19 protein-coding genes and 1 tRNA gene are annotated in these 26,945 nt (G+C 56.6%); 4 read left to right on the top strand and 16 right to left on the bottom strand.

Annotation, left to right across the window (positions count from 1 at the left end):
* Positions 1 to 129: 129 nt before the first annotated feature.
* The 3 genes from LPB405_RS01095 (at position 130) to LPB405_RS01085 (ending at position 6,366) form a co-directional block, all read left to right on the top strand.
* Entirely contained in the window at positions 130 to 3,228 is a 3,099-nt protein-coding gene (locus LPB405_RS01095; RefSeq protein WP_219101613.1) for an LPXTG cell wall anchor domain-containing protein, read from the top strand.
* Between the two features lie 578 nt (positions 3,229 to 3,806).
* The gene (locus LPB405_RS01090; RefSeq protein WP_219101612.1) at positions 3,807 to 5,999 is read left to right on the top strand and encodes an LPXTG cell wall anchor domain-containing protein; all 2,193 of its coding nucleotides are present in this window, start codon (positions 3,807 to 3,809) and stop codon (positions 5,997 to 5,999) included.
* A gap of 294 nt (positions 6,000 to 6,293) precedes the next feature.
* Positions 6,294 to 6,366, top strand: a tRNA-Glu gene (locus tag LPB405_RS01085).
* A 166-nt stretch (positions 6,367 to 6,532) separates the two neighbouring features.
* Here LPB405_RS01085 and LPB405_RS01080 read toward each other — a convergent pair.
* The 11 genes from LPB405_RS01080 to msrA form a co-directional block, all read right to left on the bottom strand.
* A complete protein-coding gene (locus LPB405_RS01080) occupies positions 6,533 to 7,375 on the bottom strand; it encodes a DUF6318 family protein (protein ID WP_219101611.1) in 843 nt (280 codons plus the stop codon).
* 172 nt (positions 7,376 to 7,547) lie between these two features.
* Positions 7,548 to 8,249, bottom strand: coding sequence for a DUF6318 family protein (locus tag LPB405_RS01075; RefSeq protein WP_219101610.1), 702 nt, complete (start codon positions 8,247 to 8,249; stop codon positions 7,548 to 7,550).
* A 239-nt stretch (positions 8,250 to 8,488) separates the two neighbouring features.
* Positions 8,489 to 9,199 (bottom strand): DUF6318 family protein, encoded by a 711-nt coding sequence (locus LPB405_RS01070; RefSeq protein ID WP_219101609.1) that lies wholly within the window; start codon positions 9,197 to 9,199, stop codon positions 8,489 to 8,491.
* Between the two features lie 207 nt (positions 9,200 to 9,406).
* A complete protein-coding gene (locus tag LPB405_RS01065; RefSeq protein WP_219101608.1) occupies positions 9,407 to 10,168 on the bottom strand; it encodes a DUF6318 family protein in 762 nt (253 codons plus the stop codon).
* A 106-nt stretch (positions 10,169 to 10,274) separates the two neighbouring features.
* Positions 10,275 to 11,075 carry a DUF6318 family protein gene (locus tag LPB405_RS01060; RefSeq protein ID WP_219101607.1) on the bottom strand — a complete coding sequence of 267 codons (801 nt, stop codon included), beginning with the start codon at positions 11,073 to 11,075 and terminating at the stop codon, positions 10,275 to 10,277.
* 40 nt (positions 11,076 to 11,115) lie between these two features.
* The gene (locus tag LPB405_RS01055; protein WP_049362168.1) at positions 11,116 to 11,868 is read right to left on the bottom strand and encodes a DUF6318 family protein; all 753 of its coding nucleotides are present in this window, start codon (positions 11,866 to 11,868) and stop codon (positions 11,116 to 11,118) included.
* A 248-nt stretch (positions 11,869 to 12,116) separates the two neighbouring features.
* A complete protein-coding gene (locus LPB405_RS01050) occupies positions 12,117 to 12,881 on the bottom strand; it encodes a DUF6318 family protein (protein ID WP_219101606.1) in 765 nt (254 codons plus the stop codon).
* A gap of 307 nt (positions 12,882 to 13,188) precedes the next feature.
* Complete coding sequence (locus LPB405_RS01045) at positions 13,189 to 13,953, bottom strand: DUF6318 family protein (protein WP_080974517.1); 765 nt, start codon at positions 13,951 to 13,953, stop codon at positions 13,189 to 13,191.
* 237 nt (positions 13,954 to 14,190) lie between these two features.
* Entirely contained in the window at positions 14,191 to 14,982 is a 792-nt protein-coding gene (locus LPB405_RS01040) for a DUF6318 family protein (RefSeq protein ID WP_044150520.1), read from the bottom strand.
* A gap of 140 nt (positions 14,983 to 15,122) precedes the next feature.
* The gene (locus LPB405_RS01035; protein WP_065423899.1) at positions 15,123 to 15,899 is read right to left on the bottom strand and encodes a DUF6318 family protein; all 777 of its coding nucleotides are present in this window, start codon (positions 15,897 to 15,899) and stop codon (positions 15,123 to 15,125) included.
* A gap of 214 nt (positions 15,900 to 16,113) precedes the next feature.
* Positions 16,114 to 16,635 carry a peptide-methionine (S)-S-oxide reductase MsrA gene (gene msrA, locus LPB405_RS01030; protein ID WP_049345412.1) on the bottom strand — a complete coding sequence of 174 codons (522 nt, stop codon included), beginning with the start codon at positions 16,633 to 16,635 and terminating at the stop codon, positions 16,114 to 16,116.
* Between the two features lie 98 nt (positions 16,636 to 16,733).
* Here msrA and LPB405_RS01025 point away from each other — a divergent pair, with 98 nt between their 5' ends.
* On the top strand, positions 16,734 to 17,666 hold the full coding sequence (locus LPB405_RS01025; RefSeq protein ID WP_219101604.1) for a Nif3-like dinuclear metal center hexameric protein: 933 nt from the start codon (positions 16,734 to 16,736) through the stop codon (positions 17,664 to 17,666).
* A gap of 136 nt (positions 17,667 to 17,802) precedes the next feature.
* Here LPB405_RS01025 and LPB405_RS01020 read toward each other — a convergent pair whose 3' ends face one another.
* From LPB405_RS01020 to LPB405_RS01000, 5 genes are all read right to left on the bottom strand, one after another.
* Positions 17,803 to 19,431, bottom strand: a complete 1,629-nt coding sequence (locus tag LPB405_RS01020) for an S-layer homology domain-containing protein (RefSeq protein WP_219101602.1) — start codon at positions 19,429 to 19,431, stop codon at positions 17,803 to 17,805.
* A 341-nt stretch (positions 19,432 to 19,772) separates the two neighbouring features.
* A complete protein-coding gene (locus LPB405_RS01015) occupies positions 19,773 to 21,344 on the bottom strand; it encodes a gluconolactonase (RefSeq protein WP_219101600.1) in 1,572 nt (523 codons plus the stop codon).
* 288 nt (positions 21,345 to 21,632) lie between these two features.
* Entirely contained in the window at positions 21,633 to 23,168 is a 1,536-nt protein-coding gene (locus tag LPB405_RS01010; RefSeq protein ID WP_219101598.1) for an S-layer homology domain-containing protein, read from the bottom strand.
* Between the two features lie 361 nt (positions 23,169 to 23,529).
* Positions 23,530 to 25,494 (bottom strand): gluconolactonase, encoded by a 1,965-nt coding sequence (locus LPB405_RS01005; RefSeq protein WP_219101596.1) that lies wholly within the window; start codon positions 25,492 to 25,494, stop codon positions 23,530 to 23,532.
* 342 nt (positions 25,495 to 25,836) lie between these two features.
* Positions 25,837 to 26,721 carry an S-layer homology domain-containing protein gene (locus LPB405_RS01000; protein WP_219101594.1) on the bottom strand — a complete coding sequence of 295 codons (885 nt, stop codon included), beginning with the start codon at positions 26,719 to 26,721 and terminating at the stop codon, positions 25,837 to 25,839.
* Positions 26,722 to 26,945 lie beyond the last annotated feature (224 nt).

The raw sequence follows: 26,945 nt of genomic DNA, 5'->3' as shown, positions 1-26,945 counted from the left end.
GAAGACTAGTTTCCTTCCTCGTGGGCCCACGAAACCCACATCAGAGAGCAGGAAAAACGCGGCACCTCACCACCCATCGGTGGGGGAGAGAAGCACCTCCACACACCACCCACGAAAAAGGACATACATATGAAGCTCGCATCAAGCAAGGCATTCAAGGGTCTCGCCGTTGGATCGCTGGCACTGGCAATTTCCGGCGTTGCCACCATCCCCGCATCGTTCGCGGCAGAATCCACCCGGGCAGCAAGCCAGAGCAGCGACGCTCGCACCATCACCGACAAGGCGATGGCAAAGATCACCCAGGGTCTGCCCGGTCAGTTCCAGGTCGCATACTCCAAGAAGACCAACAAGATTTGGGTTGCGGGCACTGCAGACCGCGACGAGCACGTTTCCACTATCGCTCGTATTGACGCGAACTCCCTGAAGATTGAGGCAGTTGCTGAGCTGCCCATCGTCCAGGACGCGAAGGGCTACTCCTACGAGGGTGCGTACGGTATCACCGTCGATGACGAGGAAGGTACCGTGTGGGTGACCAGCACCCGCGATAACTCCGTTGCCGTGTACGATCAGGCGACCATGAAGCAGCTGTGGACCAATGCGGGTCTGAGCAAGGACGACCCGAACTGGATTGAGCACCCCCGCGAGGTGCGTGTCGATCACGAGTCGGGTAAGGCTTTCGTGACCGGTCGCTTCTTTGTCTCGGCTATCGATCTGAAGACCAAGCAGGTTGAGAAGATTCAGCTTGAGGGCGCACCCGATGGCGGTACCCGCTACATCAGCATGAACATTCTGGTGGACGGCGGTAAGCTGTACGTGCCCGAACGCACCGGCGGCAAACTCTTCGTGATCGACACTAAGACCTTCAAGGTCGAGAAGACCATCTCTGTGAAGGGCGATAAGGACGGCGATGTTCGCCCCTCCGACGTGGCTGTTGACCACTCGCAGAACGAAATTTACGTCTCTTCGCAAGGCGTGAAGGGCGAGAACTCCGGTGTATCCGTGTACGATGCGACCACCTATGAGTTCAAGAAGTTCATCCCCTTCGGCACCCAGGCGCTCTCGCTCGATAACGATGAGGCCAATGATCTGGTGTACGTGACCGACTTCGGCACCGGCAAGGTGGGCGTGATTGACGGCGGCGCAGCAGACAAGCTGATCGCTGAGGTCGCCATGAACGGCGGCAAGGCAAACGACCTGGTCGTACTGCCCAACGGCTCCGTTATCGCTGTGGACAAGCAGGCTGGCGCAACCGCAACCGTGCCCTACGTCCTCGACGGCACCACCGGCACCGTCAGCACCTCAGATAAGGTCACCAGCAAGCCTTCTAAGGACAAGCAGGGCAACGAGGTTCCCGCCAAGACCTCCGAGATTCAGGCGAACTCCATCCTGAAGTTCAAGGTCACCGCAACCGCAGGCGACAACTCCGAGGTCAAGCAGGTCACCCCCGAAACCCGCGAGTTCCAGGGCTACCCGGCAACCGCCACCAAGACCAAGGCGGCCGACAACAACGCAACCACCCCCTCCACCGAGGCACACCGCACCGTGGACGCAAACGGTAGCGTTGCGAACATCATTCAGGGTCTGCCCGGCCAGTTCCAGGTTGGCTACTCCAAGAAGAACCACAAGCTGTTCGTGCCCACCGTGGGTGCACGCGGCGGCCTCGCTTCCTCCCTGGCACGCGTGGATGCAGACACCCTGCAGACCGAGGCTTTCGCCGAGCTGCCCGTGAAGAAGAACGACAAGGGCCAGTACGGCTACACCTCCGCGTACGGTGTGACCGTTGATGACGTGGACGGCACCGTCTGGGTTACCAACACCACCGACAACTCCGTGGCAGTGTACGACCAGCAGACCCTCAAGCTCATCTGGACCAACGAGGGCGTGCAGAAAGACGACCCGAACTGGATTGAGCACCCCCGCTCCGTTCTGGTTGACCACGAGTCCGGTAAGGCGTTCGTGACCGGCCGTTACTTTGTCTCTGCTATTGACCTGAAGACTAAGCAGGTTGAGAAGATTCAGCTTGAGGGCGCACCCGACGGTGGCACCCGCTACATCAGCATGAACCTGTTCCTCGATGGCGGCAAGCTGTACGTGCCCGAGCGCACCGGCGGCAAGCTCTTCGTCGTGGACACCAAGACCTTCAAGGTTGAGAAGACCATCCAGACTCAGGGTGAGGATTCCACCGTTGAGGTTCGCCCCTCCGACGTTGCTGTGGACCACTCGCTGAATGAGATTTACGTCTCTTCCCAGGGTGTGAAGGGCGTCAACTCCGGTATCTCCGTGTACGACCTGACCACCGGCGAGTTCAAGAAGTTCGTCAAGTTCGGCACCCAGGCGCTTGCTCTGGAGCACGATGAGGACCGCGACCTGGTGTACGTGACCGACTTCGGTACCGGCAAGGTGGCTGTCTTCGACGGCCGTGCTGACGAGGTCATCGGCGAGGTTGAGATGAACGGTGCAGCCGCGAACGACGTGACCCTGCTCAAGGACGGCTCCGTGCTGGTTGTTGACAAGAAGGACCGCGACGAGAAGGTGACCCTGCCCTACGTGCTCAACGGCACCACCGGCGAAATCACCACCGCCAGCGAGTACACCACCCTGCCCACCAAGGACCGCCAGGGTAACGACGTTCCCGCATCGGTTCAGCAGCTGAAGGCTAACTCGATTCTGAAGTTCAAGGTTGGCGTGAAGGACACCGACGCGAGCGCAGCACCGGTGGCAATCACCCCGACTTCGCTTCAGTTTGCGGGTTACCCGACGGTGACCGGTGTGAAGGCTGAGGAGTCGAAGCCTGCAGACCCGAAGCCGGCTGATCCGAAGCCGGCTGATCCGAAGCCTGAGGACAAGAAGTCTGAGGACAAGAAGTCTGATGCTAAGTCCGAGAACACCGCAGAGGCTAAGGATCAGACCTCCAAGGATCAGGCATCTCAGTCTGACTCCAAGTCTGACGCTAAGACCGGTGCACAGGACTCCAAGCCTGCTCCGGATGCTGTGAAGGCTGATAAGTCCGGTTCGGCTGTGAAGAACAGCGGTTCCTCTGCTGGTGGCTCCGATAATTTGGGCGGTGGTTCCTCGGCTGCTAAGAGCGACGCAGGTTCCTCGCAGGCTGGCTCTTCGCGTGGCGCTTTGGCGAACACCGGTGCTGACGCTGTGATGCCGCTGGTTGCTTTCGCTTCTGTGGCTCTGATTGCAGGTGCTGCTCTGGTGATGCGCCGCCGCAAGGCATAAAGCGTAGCGTTTAGTTTTCGGGCGTAAATGCTCGATGTAACGCGTGAGAAGGCGGGTATTTTCTCTTTCGGATTCTTCGAATCTGGGGGAGGGGTACCCGCCTTTTGCGTGCCTGCTTGGGCTAATGCTGGGCAGAGGTTTTAAAATATATTTATATATGTGCACTTGTCTGTAAAAATATAGGTTTTGAATGTCGAAAAAATGTGTGGCCAGCGGTGAATGTTACTGGCGCGCCTCACCTAAACTTTTACATTAATGTGTAAATATAAAAGCGTCACAACACCCCTTGTGGACAGGGTTTTTGCCTGCAAGAGCAAAGAAAAACCCCGGAAACAGCTCAACCTTCACGTGATACTGGAGGCGAATTAGGGGCTCACTCATAAAAATACAAAACACACCCACGTCGCTGCTTGTATTTTCCTGGGAAAACACTGAGGATTAGAAGGTAGGTAAATTTATGCGTTACCTGCATTTCTGCTTTTCGTGCCGTCGAATATGTCACCGCATATTCACGGGTGTCTCGTTAGCATTCGCATGCGGCATGTGAGCACTTCCGTTACACATTTGAAGGACACACATTGAACCTCACTCCCTCCTCGGGCAAAGCACTGAAGGGGCTCGCCGTCGGCTCCCTCGCGCTCGCAATCTCCGGCGCAGCCATGATTCCTGCCTCCTTCGCAGCACCGAACACCGCAAACCAGACCGCCGCCTCCAGCGCATCGGCTCCTTCCACCGCATCGCTGAGCCGCGTTGTTGACACCTCCGCATCCGTCGCGCAGATTACCCAGGGTCTGCCCGGCCAGTACCAGGTTGCCTACTCCAAGGCGAACCACAAGATCTGGATGGTCGGCGTGGGCGGTAATAGCAACCTCGCCTCCACTATTGCTCGTGTCAACGCAGACACTCTTCAGATTGAAGAAGTAGCAGCGCTTCCCTTCGAGCTGGATAAGAACGGCGAATTCGGCTACATTTCCGCGTACGGCATCACTGTTGATGACGTATCCGGCACCGTGTGGGTTACTAACACCACCGACAACTCCCTGTCTGTGTTCGACCAGAACACCATGGAGCAGATTTGGACTAACCACGGCATCGCCGAGAGCGACCCGAACTGGATTGAGCACCCCCGCTCCGTGCTGGTGGACCACAACTCCGGCAAGGTGTTCGTGACCGGCCGCTACTACGTGTCCGCGATCGACATGAAGACCTTCGAGGTTACCAAGCTGCAGTTGGAAGGCGCCCCCAACGGCGGCACCCGCTACGTCGGTATGAACATGACCGTTGACGGCGACAAGCTGTACGTGCCCGAGCGTACCGGCGGCAAGGTCTTCGTCATCAACACCAAGACCTTCAAGACTGAGCAGGTTATTCAGACCCGGGGCGAGAATTCCTCCGTTGAGGTTCGTCCCTCTGACGTCACTATTGACCACTCCGAGAACGAAATTTACGTCTCCTCGCAGGGCGTGGACGGCGTGAACTCCGGTATCTCCGTCTACGATTTGACCACCGGTGCGTTCAAGAAGTTCGTTAAGTTCGGCACCCAGGCGCTGTCCATGGAGAACGACGAGGACCGCGACCTGGTGTACGTGACCGATTTCGGTACCGGCAAGATCGCCATCTTCGACGCCAAGGCTGACCGCGTGATTGGTGAGGTTGAGATGAACGGCGGTAAGGCTAACGACCTGACCGTCACCGAGGATGGCTCCGTCATCGCAGTGGACAAGCAGGACATTGCTAACACCACCGCGGCGGTACCCTACGTGCTGAACTCGAAGACCGGTGACGGCTCCATGACCGACACCTATACCTCCAAGGCGACCGTTGACCGTAACGGCAAGGCTGTTCCCTCCTCGCAGCAGAAGCTGGTTCCGAACTCCATCGTGAAGTTCTACGCTGAGGTTTCCGGGGGCGAGTTCACCTCCACCGCGACCATTAACCCCGCTAAGGTTCCTTTCCAGGGCTACCCGAAGCAGGCTACCGCAGTGCTGATTGACCCCACCCTGAACTTCGCTGAGGGCACTGTCGACATTACTCGCCCCTATACCTTCCATGTGTCCGGCTATGACTTTGAGAAGCCCCCGGCTGAAGGTATTCGCCTGTTCCTGGTCAAGGAAGGCGAATGGTCGATGGGTTTCGACAAGCTGACCGATAGCGAACTGGCAAGCATTCAGAAGGTCTCGACCGTCGTTCCGGCGAGCGCGTTCGTCTACAACGCACGCACCGGCAAGTACTCCTTCGACGCGACCCTGCGTGTTCCCGCGAACACCATGCAGTACAGCCAGGGCTACATGCTCGGTACCGTCACCGCTGGTTCTGACGTGGCAACCAACCGTAATTACGATTCGGCTGTTTCGCTGATTGTCAACGATGCGAAGGATGCCGGCAATGCAGATAACCGCGATGAGGCTGACGAGCCGGCATTCCCGACCAATGCTTCGGCATCGCCTTCCGCATCTGCTGCAGTAGAAAAGAAGCCGGCAGTTGAACAGCCCAAGGGTGAGCAGTCGAAGGCTGAGGACGCTAACGATCAGCTGGGAACCACCGCGAAGACCGCGCCGCTGAAGAACTCTTCTTCGGTGAAGTCTGAGTCGCAGCCTAAGGGCTCTAGCTCCGATGCTCAGGTGAACGCTTCGGCTACCAAGTCTGCGCCTCAGAGCAAGGGCTCGCTGGCTAAGACCGGTGCTCAGAATGTTCTGAGCCTGTCTGCTGTCGGTGCGTTCGCGCTGATTGCTGGTGCCGCTGTGATGGTGCTTCGCCGCCGTAAGGCATAGTTTCTTGCTCTAATTTGAGCGGATGCGCCCCGTACGCTGTGCGGGGCGCATTTTTGTGCCTTGGCGCTGTGGCGTTTTATGGGGCTGTTTATTGGGCGGAGGCGGGCCGCTGTGGTGGTTGAAGCTGCCGGGGGAGTGCCTGGTTTGGCTGGAAAGGAGCCTAAACGGTAGGTCTTGCACTCGGTGTAAAATATGTGACCCAATTCACCGCTTTTCAATTTGGTTGTTTCTGGGAACCTCTGTATAGTTATATGTATTGCCAGGGAGACCTGGTAAAAGAGATGTAAATCTCACGGCCCCATCGTATAGCGGCCTAGTACTCCGCCCTCTCACGGCGGCAACACCGGTTCAAATCCGGTTGGGGTCACACTAGGAAAAAGCCTTGATTCTTTGGAATCAAGGCTTTTTTGTTTATATCTGTCTTTATTCAAGAAAGAGTAAAAGCGAAAAGCCACATGTGTTTCGAAAAGCAACCATAATGGTGGCTTCTCGAAACACATGTGGCTTCTCAGCGGTATAAAGGGGATCTGAATCTACTGTGCCGATGCCTCAGCAGAAGCAGTGGTAGCCTCCGCAGACGCAGTACCCTCAGCCGAAGCGCTCGGGCTCAGCGACGGAACCGGCGAAGCAGAAGCAGTACCCGGAGCGCGACGCACCATACGCCAAGTGCCGTCCTGGTAGTGCGCCACAACCTGACCAGCCACCGGCTTGCCCGGGTACTTGAACACCTCGGTCAGCGGCTGCACACGATCGTTGGTCTTGCTGTACACGCCAGCACCCTCAGCACCATCAATCACCATCTCGGTTGCCCAAGTGTAGTAGCCGGTGCGAGTATCCTTGGTCGGGCGGTCAGCAGTCAGCGACAGAATCATCGGACGCTCCGAACCGATCACCCAGCCGCTCTCCGAAGCGTACATGCTCTGGAAAAACTCAGCCACAGTCGAGTAGTCACCGGTGTGGTCAATGTTCGTGAAGCGTACACCGTCACCGGTCAGCAGCAGGTAGTTCAGGGTAGCCTGCCAGTACGCAATGAACGCGTGCAGACCCTCAACACTGTTCTCACGCAGCTTCGCCGGCTCCACGGGGATCGCAACGTTCACTGCCTTGTGCTCCTTGGTGCCGGGCTCAAAAGTGCCGGTGGAGGAGTAATCGGCAAGAACGACCTCACCCTTCATGCTGGGGCCGGGCTCAACGGTGGTGGTTGCCTCCGCGGTGGGGGAGACGGATGCGGTTGCGCTCGCGGTCGAAGACTCGGTAGCGGATGCACTCGCGGTCACCGAAGACTCGGAGGACTTCGAGGAACATGCGGCAAGAAGCGCGGCGGTGCCCAGACCCAGTGCGGTCAGGGCGGTGCGGCGGGTATACATGGTAGACATGGGGCTCTTTCTGAGGTGACTAAAGTATGTGCCGGTATTGAACTAATTCCAGAATATCGCAGGGGAGCGGTCAGCCCAATGTCGTGTGCGCCTCCATGACCGTAAAAGCGGCAGGAGATGACGAAAAACACGGGCCCCGAGGCTCTCACGCAGCTACGATATGACCGGGGTTCTAAACGGAGGTGCTGGAGCTGCTGCTTGAGCTGGCTGAGCTTGATGCCAGCTTGGTGGGTTCATTCCTGACCGTCCATGCACCGTCTTGATACTCCAAGATGAAGAAGAACTCGTAGTCACCGGGGCCGCTGCTTAGTGAAGCCATAGTAAGTTCCCTACCGTCTGTGTAGTGGATTTTTGCTTCCTTGCTGTAACGGCCAGTGCCCTTCCAGCGGTACTGTTGCTCGTCAACTTTCTCTGGAGCGTCCTCGACCAGCTCTGCCGAGAACGGTGCATCGGTGTCGTACACCCAGCCAGTGTTTTTCTCGTAAAATTCGACGAAGGGTTCGGCCTTGTAGATATCGTTTCGGTTCGTATCCACAGCCTTAAAGGGTTCAATATCGCCGGTAATTATAAGGTAATTGAAAGAAGCCAACCAGAAGCTTATGGCGGCGTACATGCCCTCCGTCGTCTTGGCTTTCATCTTTGCAGGAGGAATAGGCTTGGGAGGATTCTCCGCCTTCTTTGAGCTGGTCGCCGGAACGTAGGTGCCGCGTGATTCGTAGCTGTCAAACTTCAGCTCGCCCTTGTAGGAGCGCTGTTCCTTGGGCGTGCTCGGGTCGCTGAGCGGGCGAATATCGCTGGCGCAGGCGGTCAAGGAGGCGAGCGCGGCGGTGGCGGCGATGCCAAAGGCGGCGCGTCGGGTCACGAAGGTGGACATAAGGTACCCTTCAATAGATTATCGGTGTATCTATTTCAGGGTACCTTAGTGTATTTGGTTATGTTTATGATTTCTTCGTTGTCAAACCTTGGAAAATACTATAAAAGCTACGTTAGCTAACGAAAAGTGCCGTTTACCAGGGGAAAGTGTCATCATCTTCTTATGCTGCCGCTTTCCTGTACTGGCATTTTCCTGAGCCGGTATTTTCCTGTGTCGCCGCTTTGCCGTGCTGCCGCATCCTAAACGTTGAGGCCAGAATCGCTTCCGCCCGAGGATCCGGGAGAAGTCGTCGAGGAACTCTTCGTCTCAACGGTGACCATCCACGCATCGTTTCGGTATTTCAACACAAAAGTGACCTCATCGTCGCTGGAGTCACCGCTCGTCTCAGCCAGACGAATGTCCCTGTCCTCGGGCACGTAATGGAGAACAGCATCCTTATGGCTACGGGCAACACCCTTCCAGCGGTACTGCTCATCGTCAACCTTCTGCGGGGTCTCTTCGGTCAGGTCAGCCACGAGCGGCGTCTCGGTGCCGTACATCCACCCCTCATTCTTTGCGTACAACTCTACGTATGCCTTCATCTTCTGCACGTAGATGCCGTCCAGGTCCACGTCCTTGAACGGGGTAGCGTCGCCAGTAACCGTCAGATAATTCAGGGACGCGACCCAGTAGCCTATAGCTGCGTACATGCCCGAGGTCGTCTTCGATTTCATGTTCTCGGGAGGGGTGGGCATAGGCGGGTTCTCCGCCTTCTTCGTGCTGCTTGCGGGGTGGTACGTTCCGGTGGACTTGTAGCTATTGAACTTCAACTCGCCCTTGTAGGGACGCATCGAGTCAACCACGCTCGGGTCCTCCAGCGGGCGGATATCGCTGGCGCAGGCAGTCAAGGAGGCGAGCGCGGCAGTAGCAACAACACCCAGGGCGGTGCGTCGGGTAACGAAGGTAGGCATGGGAACCCCTCAATAGTTTGTTCGTGTGCTTTTAAGCGTACCCGAGCAGGTTTGTTGACACGTTCAAAGCCGGCACCTGCTCATCTGGGAGAATAGTTCAACACGACCGTACGCAGGCCATACAAACAAAAAGGGGAAGCTCCCGCACGCAGCCTCAACTGCATTCGAGAGCTTCCCTCATCACTATAAATGAACTAGGAACGCGGGTTAGGCACTAGCGCTACTCGCCTCTGAAGAGGGGGAATCAGCTTCTTCATCACTGAGTAAGAACCAGACGCCATCCTTATAGTCAAACGGAAAATTGGTTGCCTCGCTCTTGGTCGATCCATCAACCAGAGGAACAGGGTCATGACCCTCAACGCGAGCCTTTGCATTGGGATCATAGATAATGCGTCCGAGCCAATCGTAACGGTTGGGACCGCCCTCAACTTTTTTGGGAGCATCAGTCAGCAGCTGAATGGTAACCGGCGCATCCGTGTCATACACCCAGCCCTTACCGGAAGAGTAGATAAGAACAGCATTGGCGTGATCGTTCGCATAGCGGCCTTCAGGGTCAGCCTTCTTGAGCGGTTCGAAATCGCCCGTCATGAACATGTAGTTGAAGCTTGCCACCCAGTAGCAGAGGAACTGGTACATGCCCTCAACGGTCGCCTCGTTCATCTTCTCCGGAACAACAGGCTTCGGCACGTTCTGCGCCTTCTTCTCAGCCGTGGCAGGAACGTACTCGCCGTTCTTCTCGTACTTGTCGAGCTTTACGGTACCCTTGTACGACTTCTTAGCGGAAGACGACGCAGATGCTGAGGCGGATGCGCTCGCAGACTCAGAAGCGCTGGCACTCGCCGAAGCCTCACCGGAGGCGGAGCTATCAGCCAGCGGGCGAATATCGCTAGCGCACGCAGTCAGCGCCGCAGCCGCGCCAGCACCGGTAGCTGCAGCTAGCGCGGCACGTCGGGAAAGAAAAGTTGCCATGAAAAATCCTTAAATGATAAGTAGGGTAGGGGATGAAGCTCTGGAGCTTATTAACCCTATAAGTGAGGTAGATCCTCACCCATAAGGTGAACTCTGCAAAGATGCTCTAGGCGGTCTTAGAGTTAGCATCATCGGATGCTTTGGTGCTCGGGCTCGCAGTGCCCTGTCCGCGTATCTTAGTGGGGTAAGTGAACCATTTACCGTCCTGATACGACAATTTCAGGTCGGAAAGCTCAGGCTCCATGGAAGTGTTCTGGTACATAGGCCTGTTTCCCTTACCCTCAACATGCATCATCGCCTTAGAGTCCTTGGACAGCGTGATACGCCAGTAGTAGAGGGAGTCGCTACCCGATACCTTCTCAGGTTGCGGGGTCATCATCTCAGCCTGAAGCGCCTGCTCCGAACCGTAAAACCACCCCTCATTGGACTCATAAAAAGTCACGTAATCATGGAAAGACTTCACATCCCTGCCGGAGGGGTCAGCCTGCTTCAACGGCTCATCGTCACCGGTGAGCACCAGATAGTTGACGCTGGCAAGCCAAAAACTAAAGGCAGAGTATGCGCCATCAATGGTTTTCTCATGCATATTCGCCGGAGGGAGAGGCTTGGGCACATTCTGCGCTTTGTGCGTCTCATCCGCGGGGACGTACTCGCCCTTCTTCTCATAGTTATCGAACTTTACCGGCCCCAGATAAGACTTCTCAGAAGAACCATCCGCAGAGGATGAGCTAGCGGAGGCAGAGGGGCTATCAGAGGCGCTGGGGTTTGCGGAAGAGGAAGCCTCACCAGAAGCAGACGGGGAGCCGTCAGTCAGCGGACGAATATCACTGGAGCAGGCACTCAGCATCGTAATAGCGCCTGCACCGGCAGCTAGCAGGGCTGCACGTCGAGAAAGGAAAGTCGTCATCAGAAATCCTTAAATAGTGCGTATCAGAAGATGAAGAAAATTAGCTGTTGTTATCCAGGAGCATGCGCCACATGCCTTCCTTGTACTCCATGATGAACTTCGTCGTGCGAGGAATCGTCTTTTCCTCCTCAACGATAGTCGCATCAGGCTCACCCTCAATGTGGTACTTAGCGGCAGGATCATAAGCAACAGTCACAAGCCATTCATAACGGTCCTGCTTATTAGCAACCGGCTGAAGCTCATTCTCCGCAATCTCAATCTTGTACGGCTGATCCGAACCGTAAATCCAACCCAGACCCGACTCGTAGAGCTTAATCATGGTCCTAGAGTTCCTCAAAAAAGCCTTCGCAGGATCCGCCTTCATCAGCGGCTCAACATCGCCGGTCAGAATCAGATAATTCTGGGAAGCAAGCCAATAACCCATCAGAGCGTAGGCGCCCTCGGGGCTGTTTTCCTTCATCTTCTCCGGAATCAGAGGCTTCGGCACGTTCTGCGCCGGCGCATCCGCAGTCGCAGGGATGTAGGTGCCGTTCCGCTCGTAGTTATTGAACTTAATCGGACCCACGTATGAGCCGGGCGTGTGATCATCGGTAGGAGAAGGCGACGCCGAAGCGCTCGCAGAAGAGGACGCCGCACCAGAAGCCGCGCCAGACGCAGCATCAGAAGCTGAACCAGAGGAACCGCCGGAACCCTGCGACAGCGGGCGAATATCGCTAGCGCACGCAGCCAGCGCCGCAAGGATGCCGGTCGCACCCACGCCCAGGAGAGTACGTCGAGTGAAGAAGGTAGTCATCGGAAGCCCTTCGTTGGAGCCAATACAGAGCAAATCACGCCACACACCGTGGCGGGCATGCGCACCCCGTACAGACCTATCAGTACGTCAATGTATATATTTTTAAGGTTACCCGAGAGCCACCACCTAGCCCCCGCGACCACCTCAAGTGTTCAGAAAATTAAGACCCCACACCCAGCGTTTTACCAGGTGCGGGGTCTTATAACATGAAAAATCACCACGAGAGGAAACCCTCCGCCAGACGGCAACTAAGCGGCGCTAGACAGCTCCCACTTGTCGTCCTTGTACTCCAGACGGAACCTCGCCACCTTCTTCTTCGACTCATCAGCGCTCGTTGCCTTCTCAGGCTGATTCCTATAATGCCGCATCATCTTCGGGTCCATGTAGGAATAGCCTTCCCAAATAAAGCGGGTATTGTCGCTACCCGGCACCTCACGAGGAGCATCCGTCAGCAGCTCAACAATATACGGAGTTTCCGTACCGTACACCCAACCAGCACCCGACGCATACAGCTTGATCGTGCTCTGATACTTCTCCCAACCGTAGCCGTTGTAGTAGATATGTTCAATCGGGGCCGGGTTACCCGTCATCATCAAATAGTTCAAGCTAGCAAGCCAGAAACTCAAGAAAGCATACGCACCATCAACGCTGTGCTCCTTCATATTCGCCGGAGGAACAGGCTTCGGCATATTCTCAGCCGGATTCGTAGCGCTCGCCGGAACGTACTCGCCGGTCTTCTCGTAGCTATCGAACTTCATCGGACCCTTATAGGACTTACCCGAAGACGGAAGACCCGAAGCAACCGAAGCACTCGCAGACGCAGAAGGAGAAGCCGAAGCACTCGCAGACGCAGTTTCGGAGGCGGTCTCGGAGGCGGTCGCCGCCTCCGACGGAGAAGCCGAGCCGGTACTGTCGGCCAGCGGGCGAATATCGCTAGCGCACGCAGTCAACGCAGAAAGCGCGCCAGCAACGGCAACACCCAGGGCAGTACGTCGAGTGAAGAAAGTAGTCATCGGAAGTCCTTCGTTGGATCCTTCACCCCCAAAGCCGTCAGCACGAAGCTCACAACCTGCAGGTAAAGACCACATGTAGTACGTCAATGTATATACGTTAAGCGTACCCGAGCGCCCCTCCTCCGACCCCGAACATCCGCTGGGTTTTCCCCTGGGTGTTCCCTGGGTTTCCTACCCTGGGGTTCCGCAGAGTTACGGCAGAATTTTCGCAGAGTTTCGGCACAAAGAAACCCCGCCCACGGTGCATTACCGCAGGCGGGGGAGAAGCCTACCTCAAACCGTTAGACCGGAACCGATATGGTGGGGCCTAGACAGAAGAAGAGCTAGAGGAAGAAGCGGAAGCCGACGAAGAAGAGCCTTCATCGCCGGTGAGCATAATCCACTTACCGTCCTTGTATTCCACGGCAACCTTCGCCAGCTTGCCATTCGGGCTAGAAGCGGTCTTAAAGGGCTGGTCAGACTTGCCCTCAATGTGAATCTTCGCATCGGCGCTGTAGTTCATGTATGCCGGCCAGTCGTAACGGGTACCCTTACCGGACGCCTTCTTCGGTGAACCACTAGTCAGCTCAAGAGTAACCGGGGTATCCGTACCGTACATCCAGCCCAGATCGTTCTCGTACATGATCGTAAGTTCCTGCAGACCATTCACATACACATCTGCAGGGTCAGCCTTCTTCATCGGCTCAGTATCACCGGTCATTAGCGCATAGTTAAAGCTTGCCAGCCAGTAGCCAATGAACGCATACATGCCATCAACGTTATCTTCGTTCATGTTCGCCGGGGCGAGGGGCTTGGGCACATTCTGCGCCTTCTTCTCGGCAGTGGCAGGAACGTATTCGCCGTTCTTCTCGAAGTTATCGAACTTCACAAAGCCCTTATAGGACTTGTCCGAAGAAGCAGATGCGGAAGCAGCGGCCGAGGCGCTTTCAGAAGCGGAGCTAGACGCCGAACCTTCAGCCGTCGGGCGAATATCGCTAGCGCACGCAGTCAATGCAGCCAGCACACCGGCACCGGTCGCGCCCAGCGCCACGCGGCGGGACATACCAGCAGAAATGGGGGAAGGGCTCGTCATAATCAGCCTTTCATAGGAAGTCAACAAAGGAAATTGAGTGAGTTGACAACCCCATCATACCGGCAAATACACAGATGCCCATCAGCGGTCGTCATTTAGCGCCGATGACAAAGCAACCTAATACCACTGCAAAGCATCACCAAGTCTTGACATAAAGAACCCCCGCCCACGGTGCATTACCGCAGGCGGGGGAGAAGTCTATCTTAAGCCGTTAGACCTTACCTATAGGGTAGGTGCTTAGACAGAAGAAGACCCGCCGGCAGAGTCAGTCGCAGAAGAGCCATCCTCACTGCTGACCATAATCCACTTACCGTCCTTGTACTCCACACTAACCTTCGTCAGTTCCCGCGAACTATCCTCCATGAAAGGTTCATCAGGGCTGCCTTCAATGTGAATCTTCATATCGGCGCTGTAGTTCATGTACGCCAACCAGTCATAACGAGTTCTGCTACCGGAAATTTTCTGTGGTGAATCAGAAAGCAACTCAAGAGTCATAGGGCTATCCACACCGTAGAGCCAGCCCGCATTATTTTCATAGGCAACCGTCAAATTCTGGTAATTCTGCAGTGAATCCGCAGATTCAACCTTCTGCAGCGGCTCAGTATCGCCGGTCATCAGCAGATAGTTGGAACTCGCCAACCAATAACCAACGAACGCGTAAATACCGTCAACGTTCTGCTCGTTCATGTTCGCCGGAACGAGAGGCTTCGGCACATTCTGCGCCTTATGAGTGGCGGTTGCCGGAACGTACTCGCCGTTCTTCTCGAAGTTATCGAACTTCACGAGGCCCTTATAATGCTTGCCGGAAGAAGCAGAAGGCGAAGCGCTAGCCGAGGCACTGGGTGAGGCACTAGCTGAAGCGCTCGCGGATGCACTAGCAGAACCGGAAGTAGAGTTAGACGCCGAGCCATCAGCCAGCGGGCGAATATCGCTAGCGCACGCAGTCAATGCAGCCAGTACGCCGGCACCGGTTGCACCCAGTGCCACGCGGCGGGACATACCAACAGAGGTGGGGGAAGGGCTCGTCATAATCAGCCTTTCAAAAGAAGTCAACAAAGGAAATAGAGTGAGTTGACACCATCATTATACCCTAAGCACATGAATGGATATCAAATACCACTACCTATATCCTTTTGCGAAGAAAGGTCTAAAAAGCTGCAATTAGTGCACTAGGACGCTGAGGGGCTCGCAGACTCCGTGCTCTTATCAGCATCCTTATCTTTCTGAGTGCTCATAAACCAAGCACCCTCCTTATACTCCACAACAATCCTCATCGCCTGCCCCTGAGAATCTTCTGCCCTAGCCAGCGACTTATCGCGGTTGTCCCCCTCCGTCAGATGCCTCTTCGCATTCTGGTCAACCAGAGAACGAGCACGCCAGAAATAACGAATACGGTCGCCCTCAACCTGCGTGGGAGTGTCCGTCATCAGGTACACAGACATCGGCTCACTCGTATCGTAAATCCAGCCGCGCCCTGTCTCATAGAGCTTAACCATCGGCTCAAGCTCCTTATAGTATTCGCTACTCGGGTCCGTCTTCTTCAACGGCTCAATATCACCCGTCAACGCCAAATAATTAAAGCTAGAAATCCAATAGCCAATCAGCGCATAAATACCGTCAATGCTCAGCTCCTGCACCTTCTCCGGCATGAGCGGTTTGGGCACGTTCTGCGCCTTCTTCTCAGCCGTGGCAGGAACGTACTCGCCGTTCTTCTCAAAGTTATCGAACGTGACCTTACCCTTATACGACTTATTCGCAGACGGCAACGCCGGCGAAGCAGACGGGCTCACCGAAGCACTCGCGCTCGCCGATTCAGATTCAGCAGTAGCAACCGGCGGATGCACCGTACGCGCACACGCAGACAACACAGCGGCAAGACCAACACCGCCCGCACCCAACACGGCGCGGCGGCTCAAGGCGACGGGCTTAGAAGAGGAGCTTGTCATCAGCAGTCTTTCGAAGAGGTCAACGGACGAGGGGGAGTGAGTCGACACCCCCATCATACCGGGCGCACCTTATAGCAACCGTAAAACACCGGCGAACAACAAATAGCCGGGCGCATATGAAGACACCCCATAGCTGCCACACAACAAAAGACAGCTACGGGGTGAACAACGTAATACGCCTCAACTGAACCGGACGCACCGACTAACGGAGTAGCTAACGGAGCAGATGCGCAAAATTACGGCGCGCATGAGCCACCTTCGGGCTCACCACAAACGCACAATAACCCTGCGCCGGATTCAACGCGTAATAATTCTGGTGATACTCCTCAGCCTCATAGAACACGCCCAGAGGCTTAATCTCCGTAACGATGGGGGAGGAGTACAGCTGCTGAGCACGCGCCACCGCACGCTCAAACGCCTCACGCTGCTGCTCATCCGCGTAGAAAAGCACCGAACGGTACTGCGAACCGGTATCCGCACCCTGACGATCCCAGCTAGTCGGGTCGTGGCTCGTGAAGAAAATATCCAGCACCGTATCCAGGTCAATCACCTGCGGGTCAAAGCTGAGCTTCAGCGCCTCCTGATGCCCGGTCGCACCCGAACACACCGAACGATAATCAGGGTCGGGAGTATCGCCGCCCGTGTAGCCGCAGACGCTCTCCTCAACCCCGCGGAACTGGCGGTACACCGCATCCAGGCACCAGAAACAGCCGCCGGCAAGAACAACATCAGTCATGATTCCTCCTTGAACTATAAAACCACACTACCTGAAGAACACCGCCGAGCCGCATAATATTCCTGAGCTGCCGCCGCGCCACCTGCCACAATAGAGGTATGACTGAAAAACTAGAAACCCCCACCCTCGCAGAAGTCGTCGACGCCTTCCACACGCTCTTCCCGCCGCAGCTCGCCGCCGGATGGGACGCATCCGGCCTCGTCGCCGGACGTGGCGCCGCTAAAGTGAGCACCGTCCTCTTCGCAGTAGACGCCCTCACCGCCACCGCTGAAGAAGCTGTAGCCGAAGGCGCGCAGCTGCTCATCACCCATCACCCGCTGCTGCTACGCGGCGCAAAGTTCATCCCCGACAGCGACTACAAAGGCAACGTTCTGCACACCCTCATCGAAGGCGGATGCGGCCTGCTCGGCGCGCACACCAACGCCGATGCCGCCGTCGAAGGTGTGAACGAAGCACTCTGTGACGCTATCGGTCTGATTGACCGCGAACCGCTCACCGAAGCGCAAACCCAGGTACTTGACGAGCAGGAACACGCGGTAGGCACCGGCCGCCTCGGCACCCTGCCCGAAGAAATCACCCTCAAGGAGCTTGCAGAACGCCTCGCAGCGGCACTGCCCGCAACCGCCGGTGGCCTGCGCATCGCCGGACGTGCCGACCAGCCGATCCGCCGCGTCGCCCTCTGCGGTGGTGCCGGTGACTCTCTCTTCGACGCGGTACGCGCCACCGACGCGCAGGTGTACATTACCGCCGACCTGCGTCACCACCCCGCTAGCGAATTCCGCGAAACCGCACGAGTCGACGGCAGTAACATCGCCCTGATTGATTGCTCCCACGCCGCCAGCGAATCCCTCTGGCTGCAGTCGGCGGCAAACCGCCTGCGCGCCCTGCTCGCTGAGCGCGGTTTCACCATCGAAACGAAGCTGTCTGCACTCAACAGCGACCCGTGGGACTTCACCGTCTCCACCGGCGTGGCAACCGGTCAGGATGCGCGCTCGGCAAGCACCGCCGCAGCCCCCGCGTGGGAACTCTAGGGCGAGAATTCTAGGGGCGAGAACTCTAGAAGAATCCGCGCGGATTCCCTCAGCGCGTAAGAGCCCGGGCACCCCGTCCGTTGTGACGAGGTACCCGGGCTAGAACCGGCCCGGCCTACTTAGTTACCTGGCCTACTTAGTTAGCAATGCGATACAGGCCGGTAGTGATAGGGTTCAGCACACGATGCCGGTAATAAAACAACATCCAGTCCAATTCAATGCGGGTCACAGCATGATTCGGTTCAAACATGCCGGTCTCGGGAGTAATAACATTCTGCTGGGTAGCCCACAGAATCTCACGGTAGAACGCGGAATCCGGCGTAACATCCGGGAAGGACGAAACACCCGATACTTCCGGTGAACCAGACGCACGGTAAATCATTGCGGCAACGGTTGCATTCGTGAGACCGTCCTCCGCGTGGAACTTTCCGTCAGGTCCGCCGAAAGTAACGCCCTTTTCACGAGCCCAAATGTAGGCGGCGTAGTTCGGATTGTCCGTCTTCACATCCGGCCACGGAGAGACTTCAGGAAGGTCCACCTTGGGGCTGCCCTTCATCTCATAAAGGGCGGAAGCCAGCTCACCGCGGGTGGCAGGCTGCTTCTGTTCCTCGTCGTTCAGCGATGTCGAAAAGTACATACGTTCCTCTACGGGTACGTAAGCATTCGTGAACCGCTGGACACCCTCAAACTTCAAATCCTGGTGCGCCAAAAGAACGCCGCGGTGCTCCGGGGCAAAACCCACCATCGGCGTGATGAGAGTCTTATCCGTCTTGCTGGGGTAACCGTAGTCGCTCCACGCCTCAATGACGTACTGCTTGGACGGATCCAGCGTGTTCGCGGGAATCTTGAGATTGACGAAAGCGAAGCCTCCCTCCAGGCTCGTCTCGTATTCATCATCGCCTTGGACGTAATGCTTCATCTCGCTCATGACCAGGACGGGGGAACCCGTGCCCTTCTCGCGAATGACGTACATCATGCCCTCAGCACCGGGGATGTCAGTCCCTACGAAGCCCTGACCCTGAATCAGCAGCTCCTGATCCTTCGTGGGGTCCTTCAAAGCGTCGTATTTCAACTTAGGTGCGAAGGTATCGAAATGATAATCATTGGTGCTCAGACCGTGATGCGTCACAACGTTCTTGCGAGCCCAGATATCCTGAACGGTTGACTGCGGCTGGCCCTCGGGCTCGGCAAGGATGCCAACCTCGTAACGCACCTTGTCCAGAGTCATATCCGGGAAATACTCCGTGAGAGTGTAGTAACTCGGCAAAGTATTAGCTTCAACCTTCAGCGGGGCGACAAAGGTGCCGTCATCGTCAATGGTGAAGTCCTTGCCCTCTTCAAACCGCAAGAGGGTATCGGTCACCTGATGGGCGTTGTAGGGGACGTTCTCCTCGGGCGCGATGTAGATGACTACCTTGCCGTGCTGCTTGCGCCACTCCTTGGTGAAGCCGGTGCCCAGAACCGTAATTTTACTGTCCTCACCGGTGTACAGGCCGTCGCCCTCTTGCTCGAAGACGTCACGGCCGTCCTGGTAGTAGTAATCCTCATAGACAACGGTGAAAGACGGCTCATCCGCGACGTCCTGAGTTGCAGGGGTGGGGGTATTGGCAGTCGGTGCGTTAGCAACGGGCGCGTTTGCGGTGGGCGCTGCGTCCTGGGCTAACGCCGGGGTCAGCGGCAGGACCATCGCGCTCGCCAGTACGAGCGCGCTACAGTTGCGGGCCGCGTGGAAGAATGAAGACTTAGAGTTCGGAAGCGAGGACATGAGACATCCTTAAAGTTGTTTCTCCGGGGCTTCGCGAGCTCGCCGGTAGGTAGGGAATCTACCGTTGAATCTGCGCACGCCCCATGAGAAAAGTGGTTGAAAATCCCCCTCGGTTTCGGGGATATTCTCACCCTATCAAAGCGTTGAACGATTGTCAGGAAACGCTCAAGGAATACTTTAAGGTTTCGAGAAATCTCACACCGCGGTAGCTGTTAAAAGCTGAACCCCGCGCCCCCGAACAGAAAACCATTCGGGAACACGGGGGATTCAGAGAACTATCCGATGCGCCGCACTCGCCCTCAAGGTAAAACCCGAGGGGGACGCGGGCGGGCTAAACGACCTTACTTAGCGCGAGCCTGGAACGCCTCAATCAGAGTCTCCAGCTCACCATGAGTCACCATGTGCTGAGCGTCAAAAGCGCCGCTAGCGTTCAGCACCACCTTGTTCTGCTGAGCCCACAGAATCTCACGGTAGAACGCCGAACCCGGAGCCACATCGCTGTAGGGAGAGTTGCCCGTCACCGCAGGAGAACCAGCCGCACGGTAGGCGAACGCCGCAACGGTAGCATTCGAAATGCCGGCATCAGCATGGAACTTGCCGTCCGACCAGCCGAAGGTAATACCCTTCTGACGAGCCCACACGTACGCCGGGAAGTTCGGGTCGTCGGTCTTCACATCCGGCCAGGGGGAAGTCTCAGGCAGCTTCACCTCGGGGGTGCCCGCCTGGATGTACAGGGCAGCCGCGAGCTCACCGCGAGTTGCGGGGGTCTTCAGCTTCTCATCAGAAGGAGCAGGCTTCTGATCGTCGTCCTTCTTGGGATCCTGAGCGTTGGGCAGGTTCGCATCCTTGTAACCGTTCGTGCCGTTCAGGTCCAGGTCCTGCCATGCGAGCAGGGTACCGCGGCCCTCGGTGGACTTGCCCACGACCGGTGCGAGCAGCTCGCCCGTCTCGCTGTAACCGTCATTAGCCCAAACCTCAATCACGTACTTCTTCGAAGCATTCAGAGTGTTCGCCGGAAGATGCACGTTACCGTACAGGTTGCCGTCACGGTACGCCGAAGACTCGGTGGGGTGGTCAAACTCGATGATGTTGCTGGTTGCCAGAACCGGGGTGTTCGAGCCCTTCTCACGAACCACGAACTGGACACCCTTAACGGAGTCGATATTGCCGTGGAAACCCTGAGCGCCAACGTTCAGATCCTGCGATTTTGCGGGATCAGCCACACCGTTGTAACCCAGACGTGGTGCGAACGGCTCTGCCCTCTTACCCAGAGTATTCAGAACCTGAGTGCTCACCACGTTCTTGCTGGTCCACAGCTCCTGAGTGGTCAGCGGCTTCTGACCCTTCTGCTCAGCAACCACGTGAATCTCGTAGCGGACATCATACTTGGTGCCGCCGGTCGGATCCTGGGCGTAATCGTCATCAACGAAGTAGTAGGCGGCAAGCTTGTACGCCTCAACCTTCAGATCAGCCTCAAAAGTGCCGTCATCGGCAATGGTGAAGTCCTGACCCTCCACAAAGCGCAACATCTTCGAAGTCGGAATCTCGTAGCCGGAGGGCGCGTAGTTCGCGGGAGCAATGTACAGCGCTACGGTGCCGTGCTGGGCGCGCCACTCCTTCGTGTAGCCCGCGCCCTTCACATGGACGGTACCGCCCTCGGTCGTTACGAGGAAGATGTTTACGCCGTCGTAGTTGTAACCATTGGGGAGAGACACATCCAGGGTCGGGGTAGCCGCAGCGACCTGGTTGGCCGCCTGCGGGGTAGCGGCAACAACGGCGGCATCAGCGGCAGGAGCCGCATTCTGAGCCAGCGCCGGGGTCATCGGCAGAACCATAGCACCAGCCAACGCCAGCGCGCCGCAACCCTGAGCTGCGCGGAGGAAAGAAGACTTAGAGTTCGGAAGCGAGGACATAGCACATCCTTAAAGTTGTTTCCCGCAGAGCTCTGCGGAATCAACGGCGGGTAGGGAATTCGCCGTTGAATCTGCACGCCCTATGAGAAAAATGGTTGGAAGCCCCGTCGGTTTCGGGGACATTTTCACCCTATCAAACCCTCCAAATGATGTCAGGGAACACTCAAGGGAGGCTTGAAGGTTTTGAGACATTTCACAGGTTGATCAGCCGGTAAAAGCTGAACCCCGTGTGCCCGAACAGAAAACCTGCTCGAGAACACGGGGTATTCAGCGTAGAACTAGTCCGCCTTACTTAGCGCGGTTCTGGAAATTGAACAGCATCTGCTCCAACTGACCACGATTCACCAGGTCCGTCGCATTAAAAGAGCCGAAATCCGGATTAATGACATACTGCTGAGTGGACCACAGAATCTCACGGTAGAACGCAGAATTCGGCTTCACATCGGTAAAGGAAGACACACCTGATACCGCCGGGGAACCCGCTGCACGGTAGGTGAACGCCGCAACCGTAGCGTTCGAAATACCGGCATCCGCGTGGAACTTACCATCAGACCAGCCGAAAGTAATACCCTTCTGACGAGCCCACACGTAAGCGGTGTAGTTCGGGTCGGTGGTCTTCACATCCGGCCAGGGGGAGACTGCCGGGAGGTTCACCTTGGGGCTACCAGCCTGAGCGTACAGCGCCGCAGTCAACTCGCCGCGAGTAGCGCGCTGCTGCTGCTCCTGGTAGGTGAGCTTCGAGGTGAAGGTCTTGTATTCTCGCGCGGGCGCAGTAGCATCCGCGAAGTCCTGAACACCCTCAAACTTCAGATCCTGACGGCCCATAAGAACACCGCGGTGCTCCGGCGCCAAACCCACAATCGGGGTGATGAGGGGCCTGTCCTTCTTGGTGAGGTCGTAGTCGTAGTCGCTCCACGCCTCAATGACGTACTGCTTAGACGGATCCAGGGTGTTTGCGGGGATCTTGATGGTGCGGTAAAGAGTGCCTCCCTCCAGGCGGGTTACGCCATCGGGACCTTCATAGTAGGACTTCATATCGCTCATCGCCAGGACGGGGGTGCCGGTGCCCTTCTCGCGAATCACGTACATGGCACCCTCACGGCCAGGCAACTCCTCACCAACGAAACCCTCACCCTTGACCAGCAACTCCTGATCCTTCGTGGTGTCCTTCAAAGCATCATACTTCCACTTAGGTGCCAGGACCTGCGGATGGTAAGCGCGGGTGTACATCGGGTGGTGGGCGATAACGTTCTTGCGAGCCCAAATATCCTCAATGCTCGACTGGGGCTGGCCCTTAGCCTCGGTCAAAATACCCGTCTCGTAACGCACCTCATCCAGGGTGATACCCGGGAAATAATCGATGGGAGTGTAGAAACTCTCCAGCGCCTTAGCCTTGACGGTCAGCTTTGCCTCAAAAGTACCGTTATCGGCAATGGTGAAATCCTTACCCTCTTCAAAACGGAGCATCGACGTGGAAGGCTCAGCGTTACCGGGGCGGTCCTTCGTAGCAGCAATGTAGAAGACAACGGTGCCGTGCTGCTCACGCCACTGCTTGGTGAAACCGGCACCCTTCAGGGTCACGGTGCCACCCTCGCCGGTGTACAGAATACCGTCATAATCAGTGGAGTACGTCGGCTGTGCCGCTGCATCCTGAGCAGCCGGCTTGGGGGTCACAGCATTTGCCGCCGGTGCATTAGCAACAGGTGCCGCATCCTGGGCGAGTGCCGGAGTCATCGGCAGAACCATAGCGCCAGCCAGCACCAGTGCGCCGCAACCCTGAGCCGCACGGAGGAAAGAAGACTTAGAATTCGGAAGCGGGGACATGCATCATCCTAACGGGTCGTACCCACCGGGATGATGCAGGTTCATAGGGTTTCTGGGGGTGAGAAATCTCCGTCGGATCTGCGCCAACCCAATGAGAAGTGGTTGAGTATCCCCGTCGGTTTCGGGGACATTTTCACCCTATCAAACCCTCAGGTAGATGTCAGAGAACACTCAAGAGAGGCTTGAAGGTTCTGATGGTTTTCACAGGTTGACCAGCCACTAAAAAATGAGCCCAGCAAACCAAACTCAGCAAGCCAAACCCCGAAAACAGAACCCCGCGCTCCCGAATAGAAACACCACTCGGGAACACGGGGTTATTCGTGCGACTAGTCGATAAGCAGAGCCAGTTTAGCGAGCCAGCTTATCGAGACTGGAAAGCAGTCAGAACAGTCTCCAGATGGCCGCGAGTCAGCAGCTGCTTAGGAATGAAATAGTGACCACCGTACACAGTAGGCAAATTCTGGCTCGCCCACAGAATCTCACGATAGAACGGAGCACCAGGCTTAACATCCACATAGGGAGAATCACCCGTCACCGCAGGAGAACCCGCCGCACGGTAAGTGAACGCCGCAACGGTAGCGTTCGAGATACCAGCGTCCGCGTGGAACTTGCCGTCCGACCAGCCGTAGCTGATGCCCTTCTCACGAACCCAAATGTACGCAGCGTAGTTCGGGTCGTCAGTCTTCACATCCGGCCAGGGCGACGTCTCAGGCAGCTTCACCTCGGGCGCGCCAGCCTGAAGGTACAGAGCCACCGCCAGCTCACCGCGGGTAGCGCGTTCCTTGCGCTGCTCATCGGTCAAGCTAGGCTTCTTATCCTCAACAGCGTCAGAGCCCTTGAAATTCAGGTCCTGAGAAGCCAACAGCTCACCGCGACCCTCGGGCGCCTTACCCACAACGGGGGCAAGGAACTCGCCGCTCTCGCTGTAGCCGTCATTAGCCCAGACCTCCACCACGTACTTCTTCGAAGCATCCAAAGTGTTAGCCGGAACCTTCACGGTGCCGTTCACTACGCCGTTCACATACTCAAAGGCACGGTCGTGGTGGTTGTACTCAATGATGTCGCTGGTCGCCAGAACAGGGGTGTTCGAACCCTTCTCACGGATTACATACTGAACACCCTTGACGGAGTGAATCTCACCGTAGAAACCGGTACCCGAGAAGTAAATGTCCTGATCAGTGGTGGTATCGCCAAGAGCCTTGTATTCCACCTTGGGGGCAAACGGACTGGGACGGAACGCCTGAGTTTGCACTGCAATACGGCGAATCACATTCTTGCCAGCCCACAGATCCTCAATGGTCAGCTGGGGCTGACCCTGCTGCTCAGCAACCAGGTCAACCTCGTAACGCACATCGTAAGTCGGGATACCGGGGAAGTAGTAGCGAGGCTCATAGTAGCGCTGAAGCACGTCCGGCTTGACCGTCAGCTGAGCATCCAGGGTGCCGTCCTCAGCAATGGTGAAGTCCTTACCCTCCTCAAAACGCAGCGGCGTATCATCAGCGGGCAGTAGGCTACCGTCGGGAACACCCTGAGAAGCGGCCAGGTAAACCGCCACCTTGCCGTGCTTTTCACGCCACTCCTTAGTGAAACCCGAACCCTTCACGTGGACGGTACCGCCCTCAAAGGTGTACAGCAACTGAGCCTTGCCGTCGTACAGAACCTCGAACGTCGGAGCGTCCTCCTGGGTGGCCTTAGCGCCCGGAACATCCGCAGCCGTCGTGCCGTCAGAACCATTGAAGTTCAGCGTCTGAGAAGCGAGCAGAGTACCGCGACCCTCGGGTGCCTTGCCAACAACGGGGGTCACCAGGTCTTCGCTACCCTCCTGGTAGCCGTTGTTGCCCCATACCTCGACAACGTACTGCTTTGCCTTATTCAGGGTGTTAGCGGGAATCTTAACGTTACCGTTGAGGAGCCCATGCTGGTACTGGAACGCATACTCGGGGTCGTTGTACTCGATGATGTCGCTAATAGCCAGGACGGGGGTGTTCGAGCCCTTCTCACGCACAACAATCTGAACACCCTTCGGGGAGTTAATATCGCCGTTGAAACCCCAACCTGAGAAGTTCAGAACCTGATCGTTACCGGTATCCTTCAAAGCGTTGTAGCTCCAATGAGGAGCGAACTCATCAGAAGTAGCAACAGGATTCTCGCGGACGCGATCATCCGGCAGGGAACCAGCAACAGCCGCCGCAGGAGTATCCGCGGCAACATTCTGAGCAAGCGCAGGAGACATCGGCAGAATCATCGCGCCAGCCAGCGCCAATGCACCGCAACCCCGTGCTGCACGGAAGAAGGACGAAGCCTTGAAATTCGGAAGAGCGGACATAATCATTCCTTATTGGTCGAACCCATCGCGCCAATGCAGTTTCTAAAAGGGGAGTGAGAAATCTTCGTCGAATCTGCGCCAACCCAATGAGAAGTGGTCGAATATCCCCGTCAGTTTCGGGGACAATTTCACCCTATCAAAGGGCTGAACAGATGTCAGGAAACACTCAATAGAGACTTGAAGGTTCTGAGGGTTTTCCCAGGTTGACCAGCCGCTAAAAACTGAGCCCAGCAGGCTAAAGCCCGAAAAAAGAACCCCGCACTCCCAAACAAGAGTGCGGGGCCGCCAAACACGCTAAAGCAAAGCGCTAAAACAAAGCACAGAAACTAGGAAGTGCAAAAACTAGGAAGTGCGGAAGTACAGGTACATCATCATCGCAACACGACCACGAGAGGTCTGAGCCGTCGGCTCAAAAGCATTACCCTCAGACACCGTCGACACGCCATGGCGAGACGCCCACACAATCTGACGGTAGAACGGAGTCGCAGACGAAACATCGCTAAACGGGGAAGTACCCGACATCTGAATCTTCTGCGCACCATCAGCACGGTACAGAAGAGCCGCAGCAGAAGCGTTCGACAGGCGCGCCTCCGCATGGAACTTACCATCAACCCAACCGGACGTAATACGCTCCTGACGCGCCCACAGGTACGCATCATAGTTCGGGTCAGACTCATCAACATCCGCATACGGCGAATGCTCCGGACGGGTTACCGCCGGCGAACCCGCCAGCTTATAGAACATGGTGATCAACTCGCCACGAGTCACCGGATCCTCAGCACCAAAGTGGTCCTCAGAAAGCGGCTCCATCGTCTGAGTGCGAACAGCCCAACGGATACCCGCATAGTACGCAGAATCCTCAGGGGCATCAGCAAACATAGTGTTCGCATCAGGCGCGGTCACGGACGGACGCAGAATCTTCGGGCCCTGTGTCGAAGAACTCGACGCCAGAGGAGAGGAGGTAGCAGGCACCGAAGCAGCTACCGGCGCAGCAGTATCCGCCGAAGAAAGACGCGCCTCCGACGAATCATAAAAAGAGAAAAGAGGTGAGAACGGCAGATACAAAACACCCGCCAACGCCACAGCGCCAACAGCCAGCTCAATACGGCGGCGCTTACGCTTCTTAGCGGCATCCTGAGAAGAAGCCTCGGGGGTGCCCTCCGGCGCCAGCAGAGGTGCAGAAGAATTATGGGCAGCATTAGTCGGCTGCTTAAAATCCTGGGACATGAATCCTCGATGTGGTTGATGTATCGGTGTGTGATGGGCTCCCTCTAGTTCTACGCACCCAACCGGAAACGGGCGCGCACCAAGGGGGCGCAACAGTCCTAAGCATAAACCACAGCTTGAAAAATATTAATTTACACTCCATGGAACATTCTTGAAAAAGGGGAGTGGAGCACCCCAAAAATCCACCCAATAGCGGGTACCGCATGAGGTGCGCCCCACATGCG

The organism is Rothia mucilaginosa (genome assembly GCF_019334805.1).
Taxonomy (GTDB): domain Bacteria; phylum Actinomycetota; class Actinomycetes; order Actinomycetales; family Micrococcaceae; genus Rothia; species Rothia mucilaginosa_C.
The sequence above is the reverse complement of the archived record's forward strand: the minus strand, read 5'-3'. Positions and strand labels throughout refer to the sequence as shown.